We start from the raw sequence: 21,573 nt of genomic DNA on the forward strand, positions 1-21,573 counted from the left end.
CGCTCTTCACCCGCATTGTAAGCAGCTGCCGCTAAGCCGAGGTTTCCAAATTCTTTTTGAGGTCCGCCAGATAACTGGCCGACGCTCCCACGGCGGCAATCGGATCAAACGGGTCGGCCAATCCCCGGCGGTCGGCGGTGGCCGGCATGAACTGCGCCAGCCCTTGCGCCCCCTTCGGGCTCACGGCATTGGGGTCGAACATGCTTTCCTTCCACAGGAGACGAACCAGAAACTGCGGCGACAGTGCATATTGCCCGGCCCGCTGTTCGGCCGCGGTGCAAACCGTCTTGGCGAATTCTTCGCGGCTCGGCTTGGGCGTGGCGGCGGTTGCGGCCTGATCCACCAGCAGAGCGGCCAGAAGCGTGGCGGCGGTGGCAACGCGCCAGGCCATCTCAGCTTTCGACCAATTGCCCGCCCTCAAGATGGACGAGGCGTGTCATGCGCCGGCCAAGCTCGATGTTGTGGGTGGCGATCAGCGCCCCCAGTCCTTCATCGTGGATGAGCCGCATGAATTCGTGATGCACCAGTTCCGCCGTGCCGGGATCGAGATTGCCCGTGGGCTCGTCCGCCAGCAGCAGCAGCGGGCGGTTGGCGAGTGCCCGCGCAATGGCCACGCGCTGCTGTTCGCCGCCGGACATTTCCGCAGGCCGGTGCGTCGCCCGCTTGCTCAGGCCCAATCGCCCCAGCAGATCATTGGCCCGCAAGGTCGCCGCCTTCTCGCTCGCGCCTGCGATGAGTTGCGGCATGATGACGTTTTCCAGCGCCGAGAATTCCGGCAGCAGGTGATGGAACTGATAGACAAAGCCGATGCCGATCCGGCGCACGCGCGTGCGGGCCGCATCGTTCATCTGCGTGCAATTCTGCCCGGCGATCAGGACCTCACCCGTGGTGGGCCGTTCCAGCAGGCCCGCCATGTGCAGCAGCGACGACTTGCCGGAGCCTGATTGCCCGATGAGCGCCACCACCTCGCCGGCCCGGATGGTCAGCGACTGGTTGCGGAAAATGGTCAGCGCTGTTTCGCCCACGCCGAAGGTGCGGGTCACGTTGCGCAGTTCAAGGGCAGGTTTCAGGCTCATTCGTAACGCAGCGCCTCGACAGGATCGAGCCTTGCTGCCTTCCACGACGGATAAAGAGTCGCCAGGAACGACAGGCCGATGGACATGAGCACGATCCAGAAGGTCTGGTTCACGTCAATCTCGCTCGGCAGGCGGCTGAGGTAATAGAGTTCGGGATTGAAAGGATCGACGCCCGAGATCCACTGGAAGCCGCGGCGGATCGGCTCGGCATAGTATGAGATCACCATGCCCAGCACCACGCCCGCCAGCGTGCCGATCACGCCAATGGCGGCGCCAGTGATGAAGAAGATACGCTGGATCGCACCGGCCGTCGCACCCATGGTGCGCAGGATGGCGATGTCGCGCCCCTTGTCTTTCACCAGCATGATGAGGCCCGAAATGATGTTCAGCGCCGCCACGAGGATGATCATGGTCAGCACCATGAACAGCATGTTGCGTTCCACCGTGAGCGCCGTGAAGAACGCCTGGTTCCGGTCGCGCCACGTCTGCACTATCAGGCCAGAGCCCGCCGCCTTCGCCAGGTCGCCCACCATCGCCGCGATGTTGTCGGGCTTGTCCACGTTTATTTCGATGCCGGTCACGCCCGTGTCGGTGGAGAAGAAATCCTGCGCCTCGTTGAGCGGCAGATAGGCCACGCCCTCATCATAGTCGGACATGCCCATGTTGAAGATCGCCACAACCGTATAGTCGCGGATGCGCGGCGTCGATCCGATCACCGTTTCCGGTCCGTTGGGCGCGATCAGCGTGATCGTGCCGCCGAGGCCCACCTGATGTTTCCACGCCATGCGCTGTCCGATGGCGATACCTTCCGATTTGTCGAAGCCCTTCCAGCTCGGCACCGCATCCAGCACACCCACCTGCCCCAGCGCCGTCGAGAGCTTGTCATTGTTGATGCTCGCCAGGTGGGCAATGTCATCCTCGCTGATGCCACGGATGAGCGCCCCCGACGCCGTCTTGATCGACGACACCATCACCTGCCCCTCGACCAGCGGCACCACGGATTTCACGAAGGGCAGCGCCACGATGTTGTCGCGCACCACAACGAAATCCTCGATCGGCGTCAGGTCCGGCTTGTAGATGGAGGCATGCCCAGAGAAACCCAGCACGCGGCTCAGCAATTCATTGTGGAAGCCGTTGAAGATCGACATGACGACAATCAGCGTCGCCACGCCCAGCATGATGCCGAGGAAGGAGAACAGCGAAATCACGCTGATGAACCCCTCCTTCCGCCGCGCCCGCAAATAGCGCAACGCCAGCTTCCACTCGAAGGCGGCAAAGGGCCGGGTATCGGGCAGTGGCTGGGTCACCCCGCCAACCTCTCCACCACCTTGTCGAGCGCCACGCTCTCGCGCGCGCCCGTCTTGCGGTTCTTGATTTCTGCCACGCCGTCCTTCAGCCCGCGCGGGCCGACGATCACCTGCCAGGGCAGGCCGATCAGGTCCATGGTGGCGAACTTGGCGCCGCCCGGCTGGCCGCGATCGTCGTAGAGCACGTCCTTGCCCTTGGCGGTAAGCCCCGCATAGAGCTTGTCGCAGGCAGCATCCGCTTCGGCGTCGCCCGACTTGACATTGATGAGGCCGATGTCGAACGGCGCCACGCTCTCCGGCCAGATGATGCCGTCCTTGTCGTGGCTCGCCTCGATGATGCCGCCCACCAGTCGTGACACGCCGATGCCATAGGAGCCCGACTGCAATACCACCATCTTGCCGTCCGGGCCCTGCACCTGGCAGCCCAGCGGTTCGGAATACTTGGTGCCGAAGAAGAAGATGTGACCCACCTCGATGCCGCGCCCCGTCACGCGGCGGTCGGTTGGCACGCGCTGTTCGTAGTCGGCTGCATCGTGCATCTCGGAGGTCGCGGCGTACTTCGAGGTGAACTCGTCCACCACCTTGGAGACCGATTCCACATTGTCGTAGTCGATTTCGAAGGCGCCCCAGTCCATGTCGTGGAAGCCCTTGTCGAAGAACACCTCGCTCTCGCCCGTCTCGGCGAGGATCAGGAACTCGTGGCTGTCATCGCCGCCGATGGGGCCTGTCTCGGCGCGCATCGGCACGGCCTTCAACCCCAGGCGCGCGAAGGTCTTGAGGTAGCTCACGAACATCTTGTTGTAGCTGTGCTGGCCGGCTTCCCGCGTCAGGTCGAAAGAATAGGCATCCTTCATCAGGAATTCACGCCCGCGCATTACGCCGAAACGCGGGCGCACCTCGTCGCGGAACTTCCACTGGATGTGATACAGGTTACGCGGCACGTCCTTGTAGCTCTGCACGCCCTGCCGGAAGATGTCGGTAATCATCTCCTCGTTGGTGGGGCCGAACAGCATCTCGCGGTCGCCACGATCCTTGATGCGCAGCATTTCCTTGCCGTAGGCGTCATAACGCCCGGACTTGCGCCACAGGTCGGCGGACTGGATCGTCGGCATCAGCACCTCGATGGCACCGGCCCGGTTCTGTTCCTCGCGGACGATTTGCTCGATCTTCTTGAGCACCCGGAATCCCAACGGCAGCCACGAATAGCTGCCCGCCGCTTCCTGCCGGATCATTCCGGACCGGAGCATCAGCTTGTGGGAGACAATTTCGGCTTCCTTCGGGTCGTCGCGAAGGATTGGCATGAAATAGCGGGACAGGCGCATGTCGGAGAATCCACTGAAAAATCTTGGTTCCGCGCCCTTTTACGCAATTGCAGCATGAACTCAAGCACAGCCCTGCCGGGCGGGGATGGACAGCTCAGCTCACCCTGCATAAATATTCCCCTTGGCGGAGCCACGCAAATATGGCTAGTCTGCCATGCAATGAAAAAAGGGCCGCATGCCAATGGCATGTCCCAGGTCTGGGGAGGGCGGGTCGCCGGAAGCCAGGAATGGTTTTCGTGAAATCCGGACAAGCGTCGCAAAGGCGCAATTCATAAGAACGGGACTGACGGGGGCGAAAGCCCCCTTTTTCTTGTCAGCGCGCCAGCGCGCGGCGCTCATACCAGTGGCGCGAGCCGTTCACGATGCCGACCACGCTCAGCATCACCGGCACTTCAATCAGCACGCCCACCACAGTCGCAAGCGCAGCACCCGAATTGAAACCGAACAGGCTGATCGCCGCCGCAACGGCCAGTTCAAAGAAGTTGCTGGCCCCGATCAGTGCCGATGGCCCCGCCACGCAATGCTGTTCGCCCACCATCCGGTCAGCACATAGGCAAGCCCGGCATTGAAATGGACTTGAATGAAAATAGGCACCGCGAGCAGCGCAATGACCAATGGCTGCGCCAGGATCTGTTGCCCCTGAAACCCGAACAGCAGGACCAGCGTCGCCAAGAGCGCCACCAGTGACAGGGGCGCCAATCGCGCAAGCAGACGCTGCAACGATTCCTCCCCGCGCCAGCAGCGCCATCCGTGCCGCTTGCGCCACCAGCACCGGCACCACGATGTAGAGCACCACGGAAAGAACCAGCGTCGCCCACGGCACCGTGATGGCCGACAACCCCAGCAGAAGTGCCACGATCGGCGCAAAGGCAAACACCATGATGGTATCGTTCAGCGCCACCTGAGACAGCGTGAAATGCGGCTCGCCTTTCGTCAGGTTGCTCCACACGAACACCATGGCCGTGCACGGCGCAGCGGCAAGCAGGATCAATCCGGCGATATAGGATTCGATCTGGTCCGCCGGCAGCAGCGGCCGGAAGAGATGGCCCACGAAGTACCAGCCGAGAAGTGCCATGGAGAACGGCTTGACACCCCAGTTGATGAACAGTGTCACGCCAATCCCCCGCCAGTGCTCCTTCACCCGGCCCAAGCCGAGATGACCATCGGCGGCCTGCTGGCCACACTCGCGGCCCACGGCGAATGCCCACTGGTGTTCCACTATGACGGAAACGCCATCCGTCCCGGCTACCACATCACCGAGGTCAAGAGCGGTCAGTTCGCCGCGCTCGACTGCGGCGGAAATCCGGAAGCATGGACGGAAATTTTCGTGCAGCTGCTGGATGGCCATGAAGACCGCGCCCACATGAAGGCCGCGAAATTTGCCGCCATCCTCCGCAAGGTCACGGACCATGTGGCACTCGACCTGACGGCCCGGCTCACCTTTGAAGTGAGCGATGCCATTCGCCCCATGCAATTGTATTTCGCCGGCACGCCCGAACGTTCGGGCGAAGACCTTCACTGCCAGCTCGTGCCCCGCCCCGCCAGCTGCAAGCCCCGCGACCGCTGGCTGGAGGAACAGAAGCGCACAAGCGCCTGCTGCACCCCCGCCCCCGGCGGCAAGGCCTGCTGCTAACTCAGCCCTTGAACAGCGTCACTTCGATTTCGATTTTCATCCGCTTGTCGGCAAGCGCCGCCTGATAGGCCGTGGCGGCAGGGCGAATGTCGCCCAGCCACTTCTTCAGCACGGGGAATGTCTTTTCGAAGTCCGCGATGTCGGGCAGCAGGTAATGCACCCGCACCGTCTCGGAGAGCGAGAACCCCGCCTGCGCCAGCGCCGCGGAAATGTTCTTGAACGTCTGCTCCGCCTGCTCGGCCACGTCGTCGGAAATCGTCATGGTCCCATAGTCGAAACCCGTCGTCCCCGACACGAAGCACCAGTCTCCCTGCACCACCGCTCGCGAATACCCGATCTCGCCTTCGAACTTGGATCCGGATGAAATCAATCTGCGTGTCATGTGTCGTTCCTCACTTTCATTCATTCCTCGCACCGGGGTGCAGCTGCCGGCCACGAATGCCGTCACGTCTTGCGCTTGTGTGTGCCCGCGCCAGTCCCGCCTGTCACCATCCGTACTTCCTGCACGGTGGACGGCATGGAAATTCCGGCCTTCTTCAGGGCATCCCAGATCATGAAACGGATTTCCGAGGTGAACTTGTTCTTGCCGTCATCTATCCCGTCCACCCAGAACTCCACGGCGAAATTGACCCCTGCCGCACCGAAGTCGCGCAACTCCACGTCCGGCGCCTCGGGCTCCTTCAGCACCTGCGGATGCGCCGATACGGCCTTGATGATGACCGGCGGCACTTCGTGCAGGTCGGTATCATAGGCCACCGCAAAGGCCACCTCATAACGCTGCCGCGTATCCGCATGCGTCCAGTTGATGAACTGCGTGGTGATGAACTTGTCGTTGGGGACGTTGATGTCCTTGCCGTCGAAGGTCGAGAGGATCGACGCCCGCATGTTGATCTGCGTCAGCGTGCCCTGCTTTCCGTTCTCCAGTTCGATATAATCGCCGATTTTCAGCGACCGCTCCAGCAGCAGGATGATGCCGGAAATGAAGGCGGCGGCAATCTGCTGCAAGCCGAAGCCCAACCCCACGCCAAGCGCACCGCCGAACACCGCAAGGGCCGTAAGATCAAGGCCGAGAATGTTGAGCAGCAGCAGCCCGACGATCGCGAAGACCATCAGTTCCAGCGCCTTCGCCGCCAGTTCGCGCGTCTGCACGTCGACCGATTGCTGGTCGCGGATCACCTTCTGTCCGGCGGTGGACGATGCCCGTCCCAGCCAGAACAGAATGCCGCCGAACAGCGCGGCCTTCGAGAGCGCCAGCAGCGAGATGCGGATATTGCCAGCCGCGAAGGCCACCGAATCCAGCGCCGCGGTGAACTGGTCGAAGTAGCCCAGCGCGTAGATCGCCGCGACCGGAAGCCCGATCCACCGCGCCGCGGCGTTGATCACCGGATGGGTGAGGAAGCGCATGATCACCGCATGCAGCAGGCGGATGAGCGCCAGGCTCTGCGCGATGCGGATCAGCCACGATGATCCGAGCGCCGCATCGGCAACCGATGCCGCCACCATCAACACCACCACGAACAGCGCGGGTTCGATCAGGCTGCGGCACGAGAAGGCGAGCCGCTGGTAGCGCAGGAACCGCCCCTCCGTCGGCTCCTCGCGCAACAGCGCCACCCGGCGTATCACCGCGCGCGCCACGATCTTGGCCGCAATCCACGCCGCCACGATGGCGATCACCTGCGCATAGAACTGCGGCGACGCGAGCCACCCCTGCAGGATGGCCAGCCACGCCAGGGCCTTGGCCTGAATGATGTCGATGGTCATGGCGGATGTCATGTCATTTGCTCGCCAAGGGGGCAAGCACACTCTGCACACACGCGCCCGCTCCTGTTCCGTCACCCGTTTTTAAGCGAGCAGCTCACGGAAATCCGCGGGAGACGGCCTGCATGAGGGCGCTACACAACATCCCCCCACGCCACCTTCTTCGCCCGCTTGTACGCAGCCTTGTCCCGCGCCGGCACGACGGGACGCGTGAGCCCTTCCGCCGAACACAGCTTCATCCCGACGCCAATCTTGCTCACCTCCGGCGGCGCCAGCACCCGGGCAACCGCGCGTGCGCTCTCTGCCTCCCGCGCCACCACAAGGTAGCTGTACGGCTCATCCTCGAACGGCACGGTGGCGCCCTTGGCATGCATGTGGGCGCGGCTCCGCTGCACGCGCTCCTTGAAGTGGCACCAGTCGCTCCCTGTCATCGGGCAGGCCGCGTGATGTGTGCATGGTGCCACGATCACGCCGCCCTGCCCCAGCAGCAGTTCACGCGCCACACGCATGCGCGCGAAGCCCTCCGGCGTGCCCGGCTCGATCAGCACCAGCATCTGTCCCGCCGCCGCCCAAAGCCGCACCACCACATCGCGCACAGCCGCAACCGGCAATTCCACAAGCACATAGGATGCAAGAACCACATCGCGCGAAGGCCCCGCCCACTGCGTCACGTTTTCACGCCGCACCGTCGCCCCTTCCAGCGCCGGCATTCCACTCGCCGCATTCATCGCCTGCAACACGTCGGCAAAGGCGGCCGAAGACTCGACCTGCTCAACGGCCGAGAGCGATGGCCATTGCGCCAGCGCCGCCCACCCCGCCGTGCCCGGACCCGCTCCGATGTCCGCAAGAGAGACGGGCGCAAAGCCCGGCCGCAACGCCGCCACCTCCTCCATCACCCGCGCATTGACGGCATAGGTCGCCGGAAGCCGCGCCGTAAGATAAGCCGCAAGGTCGACGCCTCCGGAGCCTTTCCCCTTGTGATATGTAGCGCTCAGTGCGGCAGTCCGCGCCCCAAGGCCCTGCCGCCGCCCCTCAAGCCAGCTGTCCACCGCTGCATCCAATTCCCCCGGAAATCGCATTCCGCTTCGCTCCACGCTAAAAATCTTGTCAGTTGCCGCTCGCCCCGCCCCCCGCCTATGGTCCGGCGTCGTTTGCCCGGCAACAGAAAGATTCGCCTGATGTTCACGTCCTTCTTCCCCAACCCGAGGGCCTTCTTTTGGTCGGCTGCACTCTATGGCCTCGCCGCCGTCCTCTTCTGGTTCTTCGTCTGGAAAGGCGTCGGCGCCAGCATCGGCTACGGGCTGCAACCTGGCGAACAGGCAGTGATTGGCGTCAGCGTCTTCTGGTCCAAGCCGTTCATCTGGTTCTATCTCTACTATGCGATTGTCGTCGCGATCTTCGCCGCCGTGTGGCGCGCCCTCTCGCCCCAGCCCTGGTTTGCCTGGTCCGTGCTGGGCAGCGCCCTCATCATTTTCGTGACCTACTTCCAGGTGGAAGTGAGCGTCGCCATCAACGATTGGTACGGCCCCTTCTACGATCTCCTGCAGGCGGCCCTTGCCAAGACGAGGCCCGTGACTGTTGGCGAATTCGGTGCGCAGCTTCTGGTGTTCATGCAGATCGCGCTGGTCGCCGTCATCATGTCGGTGCTCACGCGCTTCTTCGTCAGCCACTATGTCTTCCGCTGGCGCATGGCCATGAACGGTTTCTACACCGACAACTGGCAGCGCCTGCGCAAGGTGGAAGGCGCTTCGCAGCGCGTGCAGGAAGACACCATGCGCTTCGCCACCTCCATGGAGAGCCTCGGCGTCAGCCTGCTCGATGCCGTCATGACGCTCATCGCCTTCCTCCCCGTGCTGCACAAGCTGGAGGGCGTTGTTTCGGAAGTGCCGATCCTTGGCGCCATACCCTATCCGCTGGTCACCGCCTCCATCCTGTGGTCACTCTTCGGCACGGGTTTCCTGGCCCTCATCGGGGTGAAGCTGCCGGGCCTCAACTTTGCCAACCAGCGCGTGGAAGCCGCCTACCGCAAGGAACTCGTCTACGGCGAGGATGATGCCAACCGCGCCCAGCCGCCCACGCTGGCGGGACTGTTCGAGAATGTCCGCAAGAATTATTTCCGTCTCTATTTCCACTACATGTATTTCAACGTCGGCCGCATCGTGTACCTGCAGACCGACAACATCTTCCCCTATCTGGTGATGCTGCCCACCATCGTCGCAGGCAAGATCACGCTCGGTCCGCTCAACCAGATCCAGAACGCCTTCGACCAGGTGCGCACGTCCTTCCAGTTCCTCGTGAACTCGTGGACATCGATCATCGACCTGATCTCGATCTACAAGCGCCTGCGCACCTTCGAAGCCGCCGTCACCGGCAACGCCGACCTACAGGCAGATGAGGACTATGGCGTGAGGTACACCTGAGCCCGCTTGCCTTCCGGCAACACACTCAGTAAGCACCGCGCAGGGCGGGCGATTAGCTCAGTTGGTAGAGCGCTTCGTTTACACCGAAGATGTCGGGAGTTCGAGTCTCTCATCGCCCACCACGCCGGTGCCGGCATCCCGGCGCAGCCTGCGCAGCGAACGTTTCGCATGGGCGCGATGGACCATCATCATCACTCCGCCCAACAAAATGCCCCACACGTTTCTGAGGGCGTGCGGGGCTGATGTATGTGTGCAGTTGTTGCTTCGATTGGTCCCCTGCGCATGTCTGGCCCCGGCGGAAGTGACCGCCCGACTCCATGACCGTCGCGCTAGCTGTTCACGGCCTCCTTCAAAAGTTTCCCAGGTTTGAACCGGGCCCTTTTGGAGGCCGGCATCTTGATGACCTTGCCCGTCTTCGGGTTGCGCGCCTCGCCGCCCTTGCGGCGGGTCACGGTAAAGACGCCGAACCCCATGAGGCGTACGTCGTCGCCGCCCTTCAGCGCTTCAATGATGTTCTCGATGGTCGACTCCACGACCTCCTCAGCCTCGCCGCGCGTCAGCTTCGTGTCATGGGCAACCTTGGCAATGAGTTCGCTCTTGTTCATGAGCGCAGCACTCCGGTAAGGAAAGGGAACGCGAACACACCTGCCGTACCCCACCTTGAATCGGAACGCGGGAGATTCGCAAGTATTCCGTGGCCTTCCCGCAGGCCTTCAACAACCAACTGCAACCAACTGTAAATCCATGACATTCCTGCCGGATTTCACCACCTTCATCACCTACACCCTGGCCTCCATGCTGCTCTTCATCACCCCGGGGCCGGACATGAGTCTCTGGCTCTCCCGCACGGTGGTCTCGGGCCGCCGGGCGGGGATCGCCGCCATGGCCGGAACACAGATGGGCTGCGTCGTCCACACGCTGCTCGCCGCCTTCGGCGTCTCGGCGCTGATTGCGGCCTCTGTCACCGCCTTCACCGTCCTCAAGATCGTGGGCGCGCTATACCTGCTGTGGCTGGCGGTGGATGCCATCCGCAATGGCTCGTCCCTCAATGTGAAGACGGATGCGCTGCCACCAGCAAGCGCCCTCTCCAGCTTCATCCTCGGCACCACCGTGAACCTCACCAACCCGAAGGTCGTGCTGTTCTTCATCACCTTCCTGCCGCAGTTCGTCTCCGCCACAGATCCCCACGTGGCGGGAAAATTGCTCTTCCTCGGGCTCTACTTCGTCGTCATCAACACGCCGCTGGCTGCGCTGCTCATCTGGGGAGCGGAAAAGGTGGTGGTGTGGCTGAAGGCGCGGCCCAGGGTTCTGCGCGGCATCGATTATTCTTTCGCAGGCGTCTTTGCCTTCTTCGCCCTCAAGATCGCCATGACACAGGGGCGCTGAGCCCCCGCAACGAATGACCCGGGAGATGCGCACCTCTGGGTGGGCGCACCTCCCGGGAGTCCGTCAGGTCAGTCCTGCCGGAACACGGGGCAGCCCGTATCCCAGTTCACATGCACGCGGCAGCGATCCGTGCTGCTGGACGCAATCGTGTGGGAGCGGGGCGTATGCGGATTGCCGCCGGGCACGGTTCCCTTGCCGCCACCGCCGCACGAGCCGCCGATCGACACGCACAGGGCCAGCAACTTCTTGCCCGAGAGCAGCTTGAGCCGCGCATCGATGAGGCTGATGCGCTTGGCGCGCGACGCATCACCACAGCCGCTGGCGCCGGTCGAGAGGCAGAGCTTCAACAGCTTCTTGTCGCTCAGCACGGAGAGCCGCGCATCGATGTTGTTGAGCGTCAGCTTGTCGATCTTGATATTGGTGCTGACGAGCCCGCCGGTGAGCGACGTCGTTGTGGTCGACACGGTCTTGGTGAGGCCGCCCACCGTACCGCCAACTGTGCCGCCCACGGCACCCGTGACGCCACCCACCGCACCGGTCACGCCGGAGACTGTGTGATCCACGATCCCCTTCACGCCACCCAGTGTGTCTTTCAACCCGCCGGCACCCGCTGGGGAGGTTGCGGCAAGAGCAATCACAAATGCCGCCGGAACAATGTAAGACAAAGTTTTCATGACATGGTCTCCTTCGTGTTGCACCAGGTGGCTGTGGGCTCCCGTTTGTCACGTTCGCGGTCACAGCCATCCCGGCAATGACCTCAGGGTAAGGTGCCGCCTCTCACCCAAGCCTTGGCGGGAAGAGGAAAATACGGAAGAAACGGATTTCTTTTTCGCGCCGGGATTCACGTTTTGTGAAACGCGTTGCGGAAAATACGGAAAATTCTTCACGTCAGGGCTGCAAATCCCGCGCGCTCCAACTCCCGTTCGCGGGACATGGGAACTGAATGCGGTTATGCGTGGTTGCAACAACGGGGGCGCCTGATTGAACGAGTCGTGAAGCCATGAACGACAAGTCCTTGAAGCCGTTGGTCCCCATCCAGTCCCTCGTCGTCGCCTTGCGCATTCTGGATGCGTTGGGAAAGATGCGCGGTCCCGCCGCCCTCTCGGAGATCGCGCGCGATGCCCGCGTCTCGCCCAGCAAGCTGCATCGCTATCTCGCCACGCTGCTCTCCCACGGCTACGTGGAGCAGAGCCGCCAGACCGGGCGCTACAGCCTGGGCCGCGGCAGCATAAGTCTCGGCCTGCGCGCCATGCGTCATGTGGATCTCTACGAGCGCGTCAACGCCGGCCTCGATGACATCGCCAGGCGCACCGGTTGTCATTCCTTCATGTCGATCTGGACAGCAGCCGGGCCAATCGTCGTGCGCTGGTCCTATTCAGATGACGGGATCGGCGTGAACACCATGCCGGGCCAACTCATGTCCGTGTTGCGCAGCAGCTCCGGTCAGATTTTTGCGGCCTTCCTTCCGGAGATCAAGACCGCGCGCCTGATCCAGAAGGAGATCACCGCCATCGGCAAGGACGGCGAATATGCCCGCCGGCTCATCGCCCGTGTCGACACCGTCCGCACCCAGCGCTACTCCACCACGGTGGGAGAGCTGGAAGCGCATCTCCAGTCGATTGCCGTTCCGGTGTTTGACTGGCACAACGACTGGCTGATCGCCGTCGGCTGCACCTTCGATGTCGAGGCGGACAATGTGCGCCTCGACCGCACGCGCAAGGTTCTCCAGGACTTCGCCGCCAACACCTCGGCCCAGCCTGAAATTGCACTCGCCGTCGAATAGGCAATGGCCTTGCTCTAGATCAAGGACGTTGCCCCGCACATCGGCCAAACCCTGCGTATATTAGGAGATACGAATATGCAGGACGATTGGGCAGGCTATCTGGCGGGCGTTTCCGCGCGCATGAGGGAAATGCGGACCGAGCACCCGGACGTAATGAAAGGCTTTTCCGCCCTCGCCCAATCGGCCCTCAAGCCCCAGGCGCTGGATGGAAAGGTCAAGGAACTGATCGCACTCGGCATCTCCGTCGCCGTCCGCTGCGACGATTGCATCGGCTTCCACGTCAAGGCCGCCCTCGCCCACGGCGCCACCCGCGAGGAGATCATGGAAACGCTCGGCATGGCCATCTACATGGGCGCCGGACCCTCCGTCATGTACGCCACCCACGCGCTGGAAGCCTATGAGCAATTGAAACCGAAGGCGTGATGGTTGCGGTTCAGCGGTCAGACAAAGCCTGCCACGATGCATCGGTGAGAAAAATCCTGGCAGACGGGATGCCGCCACTGGCTGCCACCACGAACAGTTCCTCAACCCCATAGTAGTCGATGCAGCCTTTCACCATCACCGCGAACTCTGGCCTCAGATGCCCGCCTCGGATTTCACAATGCTTTCGGTTATCAGTTTCCGGCTGGCGACGACATAGTTTCCCGTATTCAGGATATTGCCGTCCTTCTTCACCACACTGTCATCGCCCTCGCTGCAGAAAGCGCACGTTGCGCTTCTTCTTTGGCAAGCCCTGAAAGATGTCGCATGACCACGCAGCATATGTGCCTTTGCCAACAACCGGAGGCAGCGCTGTGCAGGGGCGCCGAGTGATTTCTTGAAGCTTGCCCGCCGACAGACGGTGAGACTGGCACTTGAAGCCAGACTTGAACCTCTGGAAACGGCCTTGCAGGGGATTGACGGCCTCATACCCGTTGTAGACCGTGAGACCGTTGGGGCGCTTTGCGCAGTGGCACTCGCCGGGTCTGACATGCACGCTTGAACCTGGGCCACCGTAAACAACTACGGTCTGCTGCGTCCCATCCCCGTTCATGGGCGTGGTGTTGCACACATTGTAGTCCGCAGGTGCCGATGCTGCGTCGCCGGCGTTCGGTCCCACACGGGCAATCGAGATGCGGTTCCCGGCCCCTCCGATCGTCGACCACTCCGCCGCGCCCCGATCTTCTGGCACGCCATCCGCACTGGCGGGCGTCGCCAGACACAAAACCAACAGCAGTCCCCAAAGCTTGCCCATCGCAGCCCTCCCTGTTGCCCTGGCAGAAAGCTGGCACGGGGAAAACCCCGGCACAACCAAAAAGGGAGCGGCCTTGCGGCCACTCCCTCGGAACGTCATTGCTTGAGAAGCGTCTTAGTGTGTCACCGCACCCTCGCCGTCCGGCGCGGAAGCGGGGCCCTTGGCGCGGGCGGCGGCGGCGGCTTCTTCCGCCTCCTCGTCCCACACGATGGGCGTCGGCTGGCGAACCAGCGCGTGCTTCAGCACATCGTCCACATGAGACACGGGTACCAGCTCCATGCCGGACTTCACGTTGTCCGGGATTTCAGCGAGGTCCTTCACGTTCTCCTGCGGGATCAGCACCTTGGTGATGCCGGCGCGCAGTGCAGCGAGCAGCTTTTCCTTCAAGCCGCCGATGGGCAGAACCCGGCCACGCAGCGTCACTTCGCCGGTCATGGCCACGTCCTTGCGCACGGGGATACCCGTCAGCACCGAGACGATGGCCGTCGCCATGGCGATGCCCGCCGACGGACCGTCCTTCGGTGTCGCGCCTTCCGGCACGTGCACGTGGATGTCCTTCCGGTCGAACACGGGCGGCTTCACGCCGATCGAAGGCGCGCGGCTGCGCACGTAGGATGAAGCCGCCGAGATCGACTCCTTCATCACGTCGCGCAGGTTGCCCGTCACCGTCATCTTGCCCTTGCCGGGCATCATGAGGGCTTCGATGGTCAGCAACTCGCCACCCACTTCTGTCCACGCCAGGCCGGTGACAACACCCACCTGGTCCTCGCGCTCGGCCTCGCCGAAGCGGAACTTCGGCACGCCGAGATAATCGTGAACCACTTCGGCCGTGACCTTGATCTTCTTCTTCTTGGAGATCATCAGGTCCTTCACCGCCTTGCGGGCGAGCGTATTCATCTCGCGCTCAAGGTTGCGCACGCCCGCCTCACGGGTATAGCGGCGGATGATTTCGTGCACCGCCTCTGCCGTCACCTCGAATTCCTTCTTGTCGAGGCCGTGGTGTTCCATGGCCTTGGGAACGAGGTGGCGCCGGGCGATTTCGGCCTTCTCATCTTCCGTGTAACCGGCGATGCGGATGATCTCCATGCGGTCGAGCAACGCCGGCGGAATGTTCAGCGTGTTCGAGGTCGTCACGAACATCACGTTCGAGAGGTCGTATTCCACCTCAAGATAGTGGTCCATGAACGTGCCGTTCTGCTCGGGATCAAGCACCTCCAGCAACGCCGCCGACGGATCGCCGCGGAAATCCATGCCCATCTTGTCGATCTCGTCGAGCAGGAAGAGCGGGTTGGACTTCTTGGCTTTCTTCATCGACTGGATGACCTTGCCGGGCATCGAACCGATGTAGGTGCGGCGGTGGCCGCGGATCTCGGCTTCATCACGCACGCCGCCCAGCGACATGCGGATGAACTCGCGGCCCGTGGCCTTGGCAATCGACTTGCCAAGCGACGTCTTGCCCACGCCGGGCGGGCCGACGAGACACAGGATCGGACCCTTCAGCTTGTTGGTGCGCGCCTGCACCGCGAGGTATTCGACGATGCGTTCCTTCACCTTGTCGAGGCCGTAGTGGTCGGTGTCGAGCACGTTCTGGGCAAACTCCAGGTCTGCCTTCACCTTGCTCTTCACGCCCCACGGGATCGACAGCAGCCAGTCGAGGTAATTGCGGACAACAGTCGCTTCCGCCGACATCGGAGACATCTGGCGCAGCTTCTTCATTTCGGCATCGGCCCGCTCACGCGCTTCCTTGGAGAGCTTCGTCTCCTTGATGCGCTTGTCGAGTTCGCCGAGTTCGTCCTTGCCTTCTTCGCCGTCGCCGAGTTCCTTCTGGATGGCCTTCATCTGCTCATTCAGATAGTACTCGCGCTGCGTCTTCTCCATCTGCCGCTTCACGCGGCTGCGGATGCGCTTCTCGACCTGCAGCACCGAAATCTCGCCTTCCATCAGCGCATAGGCTTTCTCAAGCCGTGCTTCGACGGTGTCGAGTTCAAGCAGCGCCTGCTTGTCGGGAATCTTCACGGCAAGATGTGCGGCAATGGTGTCGGCCAGCTTGCCGAAGTCGGTGATGCTGGAAAGGTTCGCAAGAACCTCCTGCGGCACCTTCTTGTTCAACTTCACATAGCTCTCGAACTGCGACGAGGTGGAACGCGCCAGGCCTTCCGTTTCCTTGTCGGCCGAAACAGGCGTTTCCATCACGGAAACTTCCGCTTCAAAGAAATCGGCGCGGTCGGTGAACTTCTGGATGCGCGCGCGCTCAAGGCCTTCCACCAGCACCTTCACGGTGCCGTCAGGCAACTTCAGCAGCTGCATCACTTGGGCCAGCGTGCCCACTTCATAGATCGCATCCTGCGCCGGATCATCATCCGCCGGGTTGCGCTGCGCCACGAGCACGATGCGCTTTTCTTCACGCATCACCTCTTCCAGCGCCTTGATGGATTTCTCGCGGCCCACGAACAGCGGCACGATCATGTGCGGAAACACGACGATGTCGCGCAGCGGAAGAACCGGAAGCACTTCCGCCGGAGTTTCGGTGACCGTCTTTTCTGTGGTCTTCTTTGCCATTTTCATTCCCTGTTGCAGGCAGGACACCTGCTCACTCGGCCACGCGACGCATTCGCGTGGCACTCACAATCGTCAGCGGATGTGGCGTTGCGGCAGCCCTTCTTCAAGAGCCACCGCATCGTCCCTGCGTCAGGCGGAGGCGCTGGCCACCTTGGGTGGCGCCTGCTTCTCGCGGTCGGAATAGATCAGCAGCGGCTTGGCATCGCCATCCACAACGTCACGCGAGATCACCACCTCTTCGACCCCGGTCATGCCCGGCAGGTCGTACATGGTGTCGAGCAGAATGCCTTCCATGATCGAGCGGAGACCACGCGCACCCGTCTTGCGCTCGATGGCGCGGCGGGCAATGGCGCGCAGTGCTTCCTCCGGAATGGTGAGCTTCACGCCTTCCATCTCGAACAGGCGCTGGTACTGCTTGATCAGTGCGTTCTTCGGCTCGGAGAGGATCTGCACCAGGGCTGCCTCGTCCAGGTCTTCCAGCGTCGCGGTCACCGGCAGTCGGCCCACGAATTCCGGAATGAGGCCGAAGCGCAGAAGGTCTTCCGGCTCCAGTTCGCGGAGCACCGCACCGGTGCGGCGGTCATCGGGCGCCCGAACCGTCGCGGCAAAGCCGATACCCGTCCCCTTGGAACGCTGGTTGATGATACGCTCAAGTCCGGCGAATGCGCCGCCACAGATGAACAGGATGTTGGTCGTATCCACCTGCAGGAATTCCTGTTGCGGATGCTTGCGGCCACCCTGAGGCGGCACCGAGGCAACCGTGCCTTCCATGATCTTGAGCAGGGCCTGCTGCACACCCTCACCCGACACGTCGCGGGTGATCGAGGGGTTGTCAGACTTGCGGCTGATCTTGTCGATCTCGTCGATGTAGACGATGCCCCGCTGCGCCCGCTCCACATTGTAGTCAGAGGCCTGCAGCAGCTTGAGGATGATGTTCTCCACGTCCTCGCCCACATAGCCCGCTTCCGTCAGCGTCGTGGCGTCAGCCATGGTGAAGGGCACGTCGAGAATGCGCGCCAGCGTTTGAGCCAGCAGCGTCTTGCCGGAACCGGTGGGGCCCACGAGCAGGATGTTGGACTTCGCCAACTCCACGTCGTTGCCCTTCTGGCCATGATTCAGGCGCTTGTAGTGGTTATGCACGGCAACAGAGAGCACGCGCTTCGCGTGGTCCTGGCCGATCACGTAGTCGTCCAGCACCTTGCGGATTTCTTGCGGCGTCGGCACCCCGTCCTTCGACTTCACCAGCGCCGACTTGTTCTCTTCACGGATGATGTCCATGCAGAGCTCGACACATTCGTCGCAAATGAAAACGGTGGGCCCGGCGATCAGTTTGCGCACCTCGTGCTGGCTCTTTCCGCAGAAAGAACAGTACAGAGTGTTCTTGTTGTCGCCTGAGGCTGCCTTGCTCATGTCTTCATCCTTGTCTTGGCGCCGGGTTCTCCGGTCGCCTGTCGGCACTTTCTAGATACGCAGAAAGTGGCCCTAAAGTGTCTCACAATAGACCAAATGCCCGACTCAAATCCAGCATGAGGCCCCGGAGGTTAACCAATCCTTGCCGCCGCCTGCCATGCACCATTGCGATGGCTGGACCTTGTGGAAAACGGACAAAGCCCGGTTGTGGATGCAATCCCGGGGCCACCCCGGCGGGAGTGGCCGCAAATATTCCCGGGGAAATTCCGCCATCAGCGGATTACTTCGCATCTTCCGGGAGTTGACGCACGCTCTTCACCTCGTCGATCAGGCCGAACTTCACCGCCTCGTCAGCCGACATGAAGTTGTCCCGCTCCAGCGCGTCCTCGATTTCCTTTACCGAGCGGCCCGTGTGCTTCACGTAGATCTCATTGAGGCGCTTGCGCAGGTTTTCCACGTTGCGCGCATGGATGAGAATGTCCGTCACCTGGCCCTGGAAGCCGCCCGAGGGCTGGTGAACCATGATGGAGGAGTGCGGCAGGGGCAAAACGCATGCCCTTCTGTCCCGCCGTCGAGAGCAGCGGAGCCCATGGACGCCGCCTGCCCCATGACGATCGTGGAAACCGGGCACCGGATGAACTGCATCGTGTCGTAGATGGAAAGGCCCGACGTCACCACGCCACCCGGCGAGTTGATGTACATGGCGATTTCCTTCTTGGGGTTTTCAGCCTCAAGGAACAGCAACTGCATGCAGATCGAGGCCGCCATGGTGTCTTCCACCTGCCCCGTCACGAAGATGATGCGCTCGCGCAGCAGGCGCGACGGCAGGTCATAGACGCGCTCGCCACGGGCTTCCTGCTGAATGACGGAAGGCCAGAAGGCGGCAGTGGGATCAAATGCGGGCATGGGAACTCCGGATGGGGGAATCAGATTGGGGTCGTCGGCACCATAGATAGGTGACCCCCTAACAAATCGCAAATTGGCGGAGAAAGGGGGTTCAGGTGGTGGCTTTCGGAGACGCGATCAGCTTCTCCGCCTTGCTGCAGACTTCGACGACGGTCGCGGTCATGCGGTTGACGCTGAGGTTTCCCATGGCCTCATGCGGGGCATAGCGGGCGATGAGATAGTCACGGTTTTCGCTCAGGTCCCGGATATGGTCTTCCGTCCGCTTCTTCAGCACCAGACCGAGGGCGCGGCAGGGTTCCAGCCTCGCCGCAAGGTTGTGTTGCAGGCCTCTCACCGCAGCGGGTCCGTTCCCGCCATGCAGCAGCACCGCATTCATCGCCAACTCCACCGCGTGAATGGACAACAGCCGGAAGGGCGGCAGTGGCAGCACGCCCACGGCCGCCGCCCCCGCCAAGGCGAAGGCCGCCGTTCTGTATTGCCGTGCCAGTTCAAGGCCACCGGTTGCATCGACACAAGGATACTGCCCCATGGCCAGGATTGTGGCACCAACGGGCCAAGGATCCCTTTCCCGGAAAGCTGCAAATCTCGGTCTCGTGTTTACCGAATGTTTCGAAACCCGATCCGCTTCTCAGCCGCTTAGCGGGAAGCGTCAGTCCAGCACGCGCCGTACGGCACCCTTGGCGGCGGATGTGGTGAGCGCCGCGTAGGCCTTGAGCGCGTTGGTGACGTTGCGCTTGCGCTTCTCGGCGGGCTTGAAACCCTTGGCTTCCTGCACCTTGCGCCGCGCCGCCAGCACGTCATCGGCCACGGCCAGCGTGATCGTCCGCGCCGGAATGTCGATCTCGATGCGGTCGCCCGTCTGCACCAGCGCGATCACGCCACCCTCGGCCGCTTCCGGCGAGACATGGCCGATCGACAATCCTGACGTGCCACCGGAGAAGCGGCCGTCGGTCAACAGCGCGCAGGCCTTCCCCAGGCCCTTCGACTTGATGTAGCTCGTCGGATACAGCATCTCCTGCATGCCGGGTCCGCCGATCGGGCCTTCGTAGCGGATCACCACCACATCGCCCGCCTTCACCTCGCCGTTGAGGATGCCGAGCACCGCCGAATCCTGGCTTTCGAACACGATGGCGGGACCGGCGAACTTGAGGATGCTCTCATCCACGCCCGCCGTCTTCACGATGCAGCCCTGCGCCGCGATGTTGCCGGAGAGCACGGCCAGCCCGCCATCCTTCGAGAACGGCGTCTCGGCGGAGCGGATCACGCCCGTCGTGCGGTCGAGGTCGAGATCGTCCCAGCGCCGATCCTGGCTGAAGGCCACCTGCGAGGGCACGCCGCCCGGTGCCGCGAGGAAGAAATCGCGCACCGTCTTGGAGTTGGTGCGGCGGATATCCCAGCGGTTGATCGCCTCGCCCATGGTCTTGGCATGCACGGTGGGAAGGTTCGTGTGCAGCAGCCCTCCCCGCTCCAGTTCGCCGAGGATCGAGAAGATGCCGCCGGCGCGGTGCACGTCTTCCATGTGCACGTCGGACTTGGCGGGCGCCACCTTGCACAGCACCGGCACGCGGCGCGACAGGCGGTCGATATCGTCCATGGTGAAATCGACGCCCCCCTCATGGGCGGCGGCGAGGATGTGAAGCACCGTGTTGGTGGAGCCGCCCATGGCGATGTCGAGCGTCATGGCATTCTCGAACGCCTGCTTCGTCGCAATCTTGCGCGGCAGCACGCTCTCGTCGTTCTGCTCGTAATAGCGCTTGGCGAGATCGACGATCAGATGCCCCGCCTCCAGGAACAGCCGCTTGCGGTCGGCGTGGGTGGCGAGTGTCGAGCCATTGCCCGGGAGCGAGAGGCCCAGCGCCTCGGTCAGGCAGTTCATGGAATTGGCCGTGAACATGCCGGAGCACGAGCCGCAGGTGGGGCACGCCGAGCGTTCGATGGTCGCCACCTCGGCGTCGGAATACTTGTCGTCGGCCGCCGCCACCATGGCGTCCACCAGGTCAAGCGCCTGCATCTTGCCGCCGAGCAGCACCTTGCCGGCCTCCATCGGCCCGCCCGAGACGAACACGGCGGGATGTTCAGCCGCATGGCCGCCATCAGCATGCCGGGGGTGATCTTGTCGCAGTTGGAGATGCACACCATGGCATCGGCGCAATGGGCGTTGACCATGTATTCCACGCTGTCGGCAATGATCTCGCGGGACGGCAGCGAGTAGAGCATCCCGTCGTGGCCCATGGCGATGCCGTCGTCGACGGCGATGGTGTTGAACTCCTTGGCCACGCCACCGGCTGCCTCGATCTCCGCGCGCCACCAGCTGGCCGAGGTCCTTCAGGTGCACGTGGCCCGGCACGAACTGGGTGAAGGAATTGACCACGGCGATGATGGGCTTGCCGAAGTCATTGTCCTTCATGCCCGTGGCGCGCCAAAGCCCACGCGCGCCCGCCATGTTGCGGCCATGGGTGGAGGTGCGGGAACGGTAGTGGGGCATGGGAGGGTGTCCTCTAAAACTGTCACTCGCCCATCTTCCCTCCCAACTATCATACCTGCGAAAGCAGGAATCCAAAATGGTAGTTCCACCGGGCTTAAATTCAAAGGCGCTTTAACACCGACAAGACGTCAAAAGAAAGAGGCGAGCGCTATGCAAAAACCACAACTCCAACCGACCATTTTCTACACTTCGCGCGTGGAAATGGTGACCAAAGGGGATGAGTAACTAGAAGAAAAAAGCGCGTCCCAGCCAAAATTGCCCATCAATTGCAGCTGTACGATGAGATATTCAAAC

16 protein-coding genes, 1 tRNA gene and 4 pseudogenes are annotated in these 21,573 nt (G+C 62.6%); 6 read left to right on the forward strand and 15 right to left on the reverse strand.

The genetic code is table 11. The features are described from left to right. Positions 1-31 precede the first annotated feature (31 nt). The 5 genes and pseudogenes from IPM06_15770 to IPM06_15790 form a co-directional block, all read right to left on the reverse strand. Positions 32-391 (reverse strand): lytic transglycosylase domain-containing protein, encoded by a 360-nt coding sequence (locus tag IPM06_15770; protein MBK8771878.1) that lies wholly within the window; start codon positions 389-391, stop codon positions 32-34. A gap of 1 nt (position 392) precedes the next feature. Then, entirely contained in the window at positions 393-1,076 is a 684-nt protein-coding gene (locus IPM06_15775; GenBank protein MBK8771879.1) for an ABC transporter ATP-binding protein, read from the reverse strand. Continuing rightward, the gene (locus tag IPM06_15780) at positions 1,073-2,383 is read right to left on the reverse strand and encodes a lipoprotein-releasing ABC transporter permease subunit (GenBank protein MBK8771880.1); all 1,311 of its coding nucleotides are present in this window, start codon (positions 2,381-2,383) and stop codon (positions 1,073-1,075) included. Before IPM06_15780 ends, IPM06_15775 begins: the two co-directional genes overlap by 4 nt. Next, the gene (locus IPM06_15785) at positions 2,380-3,705 is read right to left on the reverse strand and encodes a proline--tRNA ligase (protein MBK8771881.1); all 1,326 of its coding nucleotides are present in this window, start codon (positions 3,703-3,705) and stop codon (positions 2,380-2,382) included. The genes IPM06_15780 and IPM06_15785 overlap by 4 nt, the downstream gene beginning before the upstream one ends. 313 nt (positions 3,706-4,018) lie before the next feature. Then, positions 4,019-4,837 (reverse strand): annotated as a pseudogene (locus IPM06_15790) (arsenical-resistance protein). A gap of 24 nt (positions 4,838-4,861) precedes the next feature. Here IPM06_15790 and IPM06_15795 point away from each other — a divergent pair. Further along, positions 4,862-5,338: a hypothetical protein gene (locus IPM06_15795; GenBank protein MBK8771882.1), complete on the forward strand. Its 477-nt coding sequence runs from the start codon at positions 4,862-4,864 to the stop codon at positions 5,336-5,338. Between the two features lies 1 nt (position 5,339). Here the strand turns inward: IPM06_15795 and IPM06_15800 are convergent, their stop codons facing one another. From IPM06_15800 to IPM06_15810, 3 genes are all read right to left on the reverse strand, one after another. Continuing rightward, the gene (locus tag IPM06_15800; GenBank protein ID MBK8771883.1) at positions 5,340-5,720 is read right to left on the reverse strand and encodes a RidA family protein; all 381 of its coding nucleotides are present in this window, start codon (positions 5,718-5,720) and stop codon (positions 5,340-5,342) included. 62 nt (positions 5,721-5,782) lie between these two features. Continuing rightward, positions 5,783-7,111, reverse strand: coding sequence for a mechanosensitive ion channel (locus tag IPM06_15805; protein MBK8771884.1), 1,329 nt, complete (start codon positions 7,109-7,111; stop codon positions 5,783-5,785). Between the two features lie 119 nt (positions 7,112-7,230). Next, complete coding sequence (locus IPM06_15810) at positions 7,231-8,145, reverse strand: SAM-dependent methyltransferase (GenBank protein ID MBK8771885.1); 915 nt, start codon at positions 8,143-8,145, stop codon at positions 7,231-7,233. Positions 8,146-8,274: 129 nt separating this feature from the next. Here IPM06_15810 and sbmA point away from each other — a divergent pair, with 129 nt between their 5' ends. Together sbmA and IPM06_15820 are read left to right on the forward strand one after the other, a co-directional pair. Continuing rightward, the gene (gene sbmA / locus IPM06_15815) at positions 8,275-9,516 is read left to right on the forward strand and encodes a peptide antibiotic transporter SbmA (GenBank protein ID MBK8771886.1); all 1,242 of its coding nucleotides are present in this window, start codon (positions 8,275-8,277) and stop codon (positions 9,514-9,516) included. A 46-nt stretch (positions 9,517-9,562) separates the two neighbouring features. Then, a tRNA-Val gene (locus IPM06_15820) sits at positions 9,563-9,638 on the forward strand. Positions 9,639-9,845: 207 nt separating this feature from the next. Here the strand turns inward: IPM06_15820 and IPM06_15825 are convergent. After that, complete coding sequence (locus IPM06_15825; protein ID MBK8771887.1) at positions 9,846-10,121, reverse strand: HU family DNA-binding protein; 276 nt, start codon at positions 10,119-10,121, stop codon at positions 9,846-9,848. A 139-nt stretch (positions 10,122-10,260) separates the two neighbouring features. Here IPM06_15825 and IPM06_15830 point away from each other — a divergent pair, with 139 nt between their 5' ends. Then, positions 10,261-10,902, forward strand: coding sequence for a LysE family translocator (locus tag IPM06_15830; GenBank protein MBK8771888.1), 642 nt, complete (start codon positions 10,261-10,263; stop codon positions 10,900-10,902). A gap of 470 nt (positions 10,903-11,372) precedes the next feature. Here the strand turns inward: IPM06_15830 and IPM06_15835 are convergent. After that, positions 11,373-11,453: pseudogene (locus tag IPM06_15835) on the reverse strand (adhesin). Positions 11,454-11,902: 449 nt separating this feature from the next. Between IPM06_15835 and IPM06_15840 the strand changes: the two are divergent. Next, positions 11,903-12,685 (forward strand): IclR family transcriptional regulator, encoded by a 783-nt coding sequence (locus tag IPM06_15840; GenBank protein MBK8771889.1) that lies wholly within the window; start codon positions 11,903-11,905, stop codon positions 12,683-12,685. A 75-nt stretch (positions 12,686-12,760) separates the two neighbouring features. Next, complete coding sequence (locus IPM06_15845) at positions 12,761-13,108, forward strand: carboxymuconolactone decarboxylase family protein (GenBank protein MBK8771890.1); 348 nt, start codon at positions 12,761-12,763, stop codon at positions 13,106-13,108. Between the two features lie 925 nt (positions 13,109-14,033). On the opposite strand, the gene lon is transcribed toward IPM06_15845, so the two are convergent. From lon to ilvD, 5 genes and pseudogenes are all read right to left on the reverse strand, one after another. After that, positions 14,034-16,484: an endopeptidase La gene (lon, locus tag IPM06_15850; protein MBK8771891.1), complete on the reverse strand. Its 2,451-nt coding sequence runs from the start codon at positions 16,482-16,484 to the stop codon at positions 14,034-14,036. A 123-nt stretch (positions 16,485-16,607) separates the two neighbouring features. After that, a complete protein-coding gene (clpX, locus tag IPM06_15855; protein ID MBK8771892.1) occupies positions 16,608-17,888 on the reverse strand; it encodes an ATP-dependent Clp protease ATP-binding subunit ClpX in 1,281 nt (426 codons plus the stop codon). A 280-nt stretch (positions 17,889-18,168) separates the two neighbouring features. Continuing rightward, positions 18,169-18,794 (reverse strand): annotated as a pseudogene (locus IPM06_15860) (ATP-dependent Clp protease proteolytic subunit). A 91-nt stretch (positions 18,795-18,885) separates the two neighbouring features. Further along, positions 18,886-19,323 (reverse strand): hypothetical protein, encoded by a 438-nt coding sequence (locus IPM06_15865; GenBank protein MBK8771893.1) that lies wholly within the window; start codon positions 19,321-19,323, stop codon positions 18,886-18,888. Between the two features lie 120 nt (positions 19,324-19,443). Then, positions 19,444-21,279: pseudogene (ilvD, locus tag IPM06_15870) on the reverse strand (dihydroxy-acid dehydratase). Between the last annotated feature and the right edge of the window lie 294 nt (positions 21,280-21,573).

Source organism: Hyphomicrobiales bacterium, from assembly GCA_016710435.1.
Classification (GTDB): Bacteria; Pseudomonadota; Alphaproteobacteria; order Rhizobiales; family Aestuariivirgaceae; genus Aestuariivirga.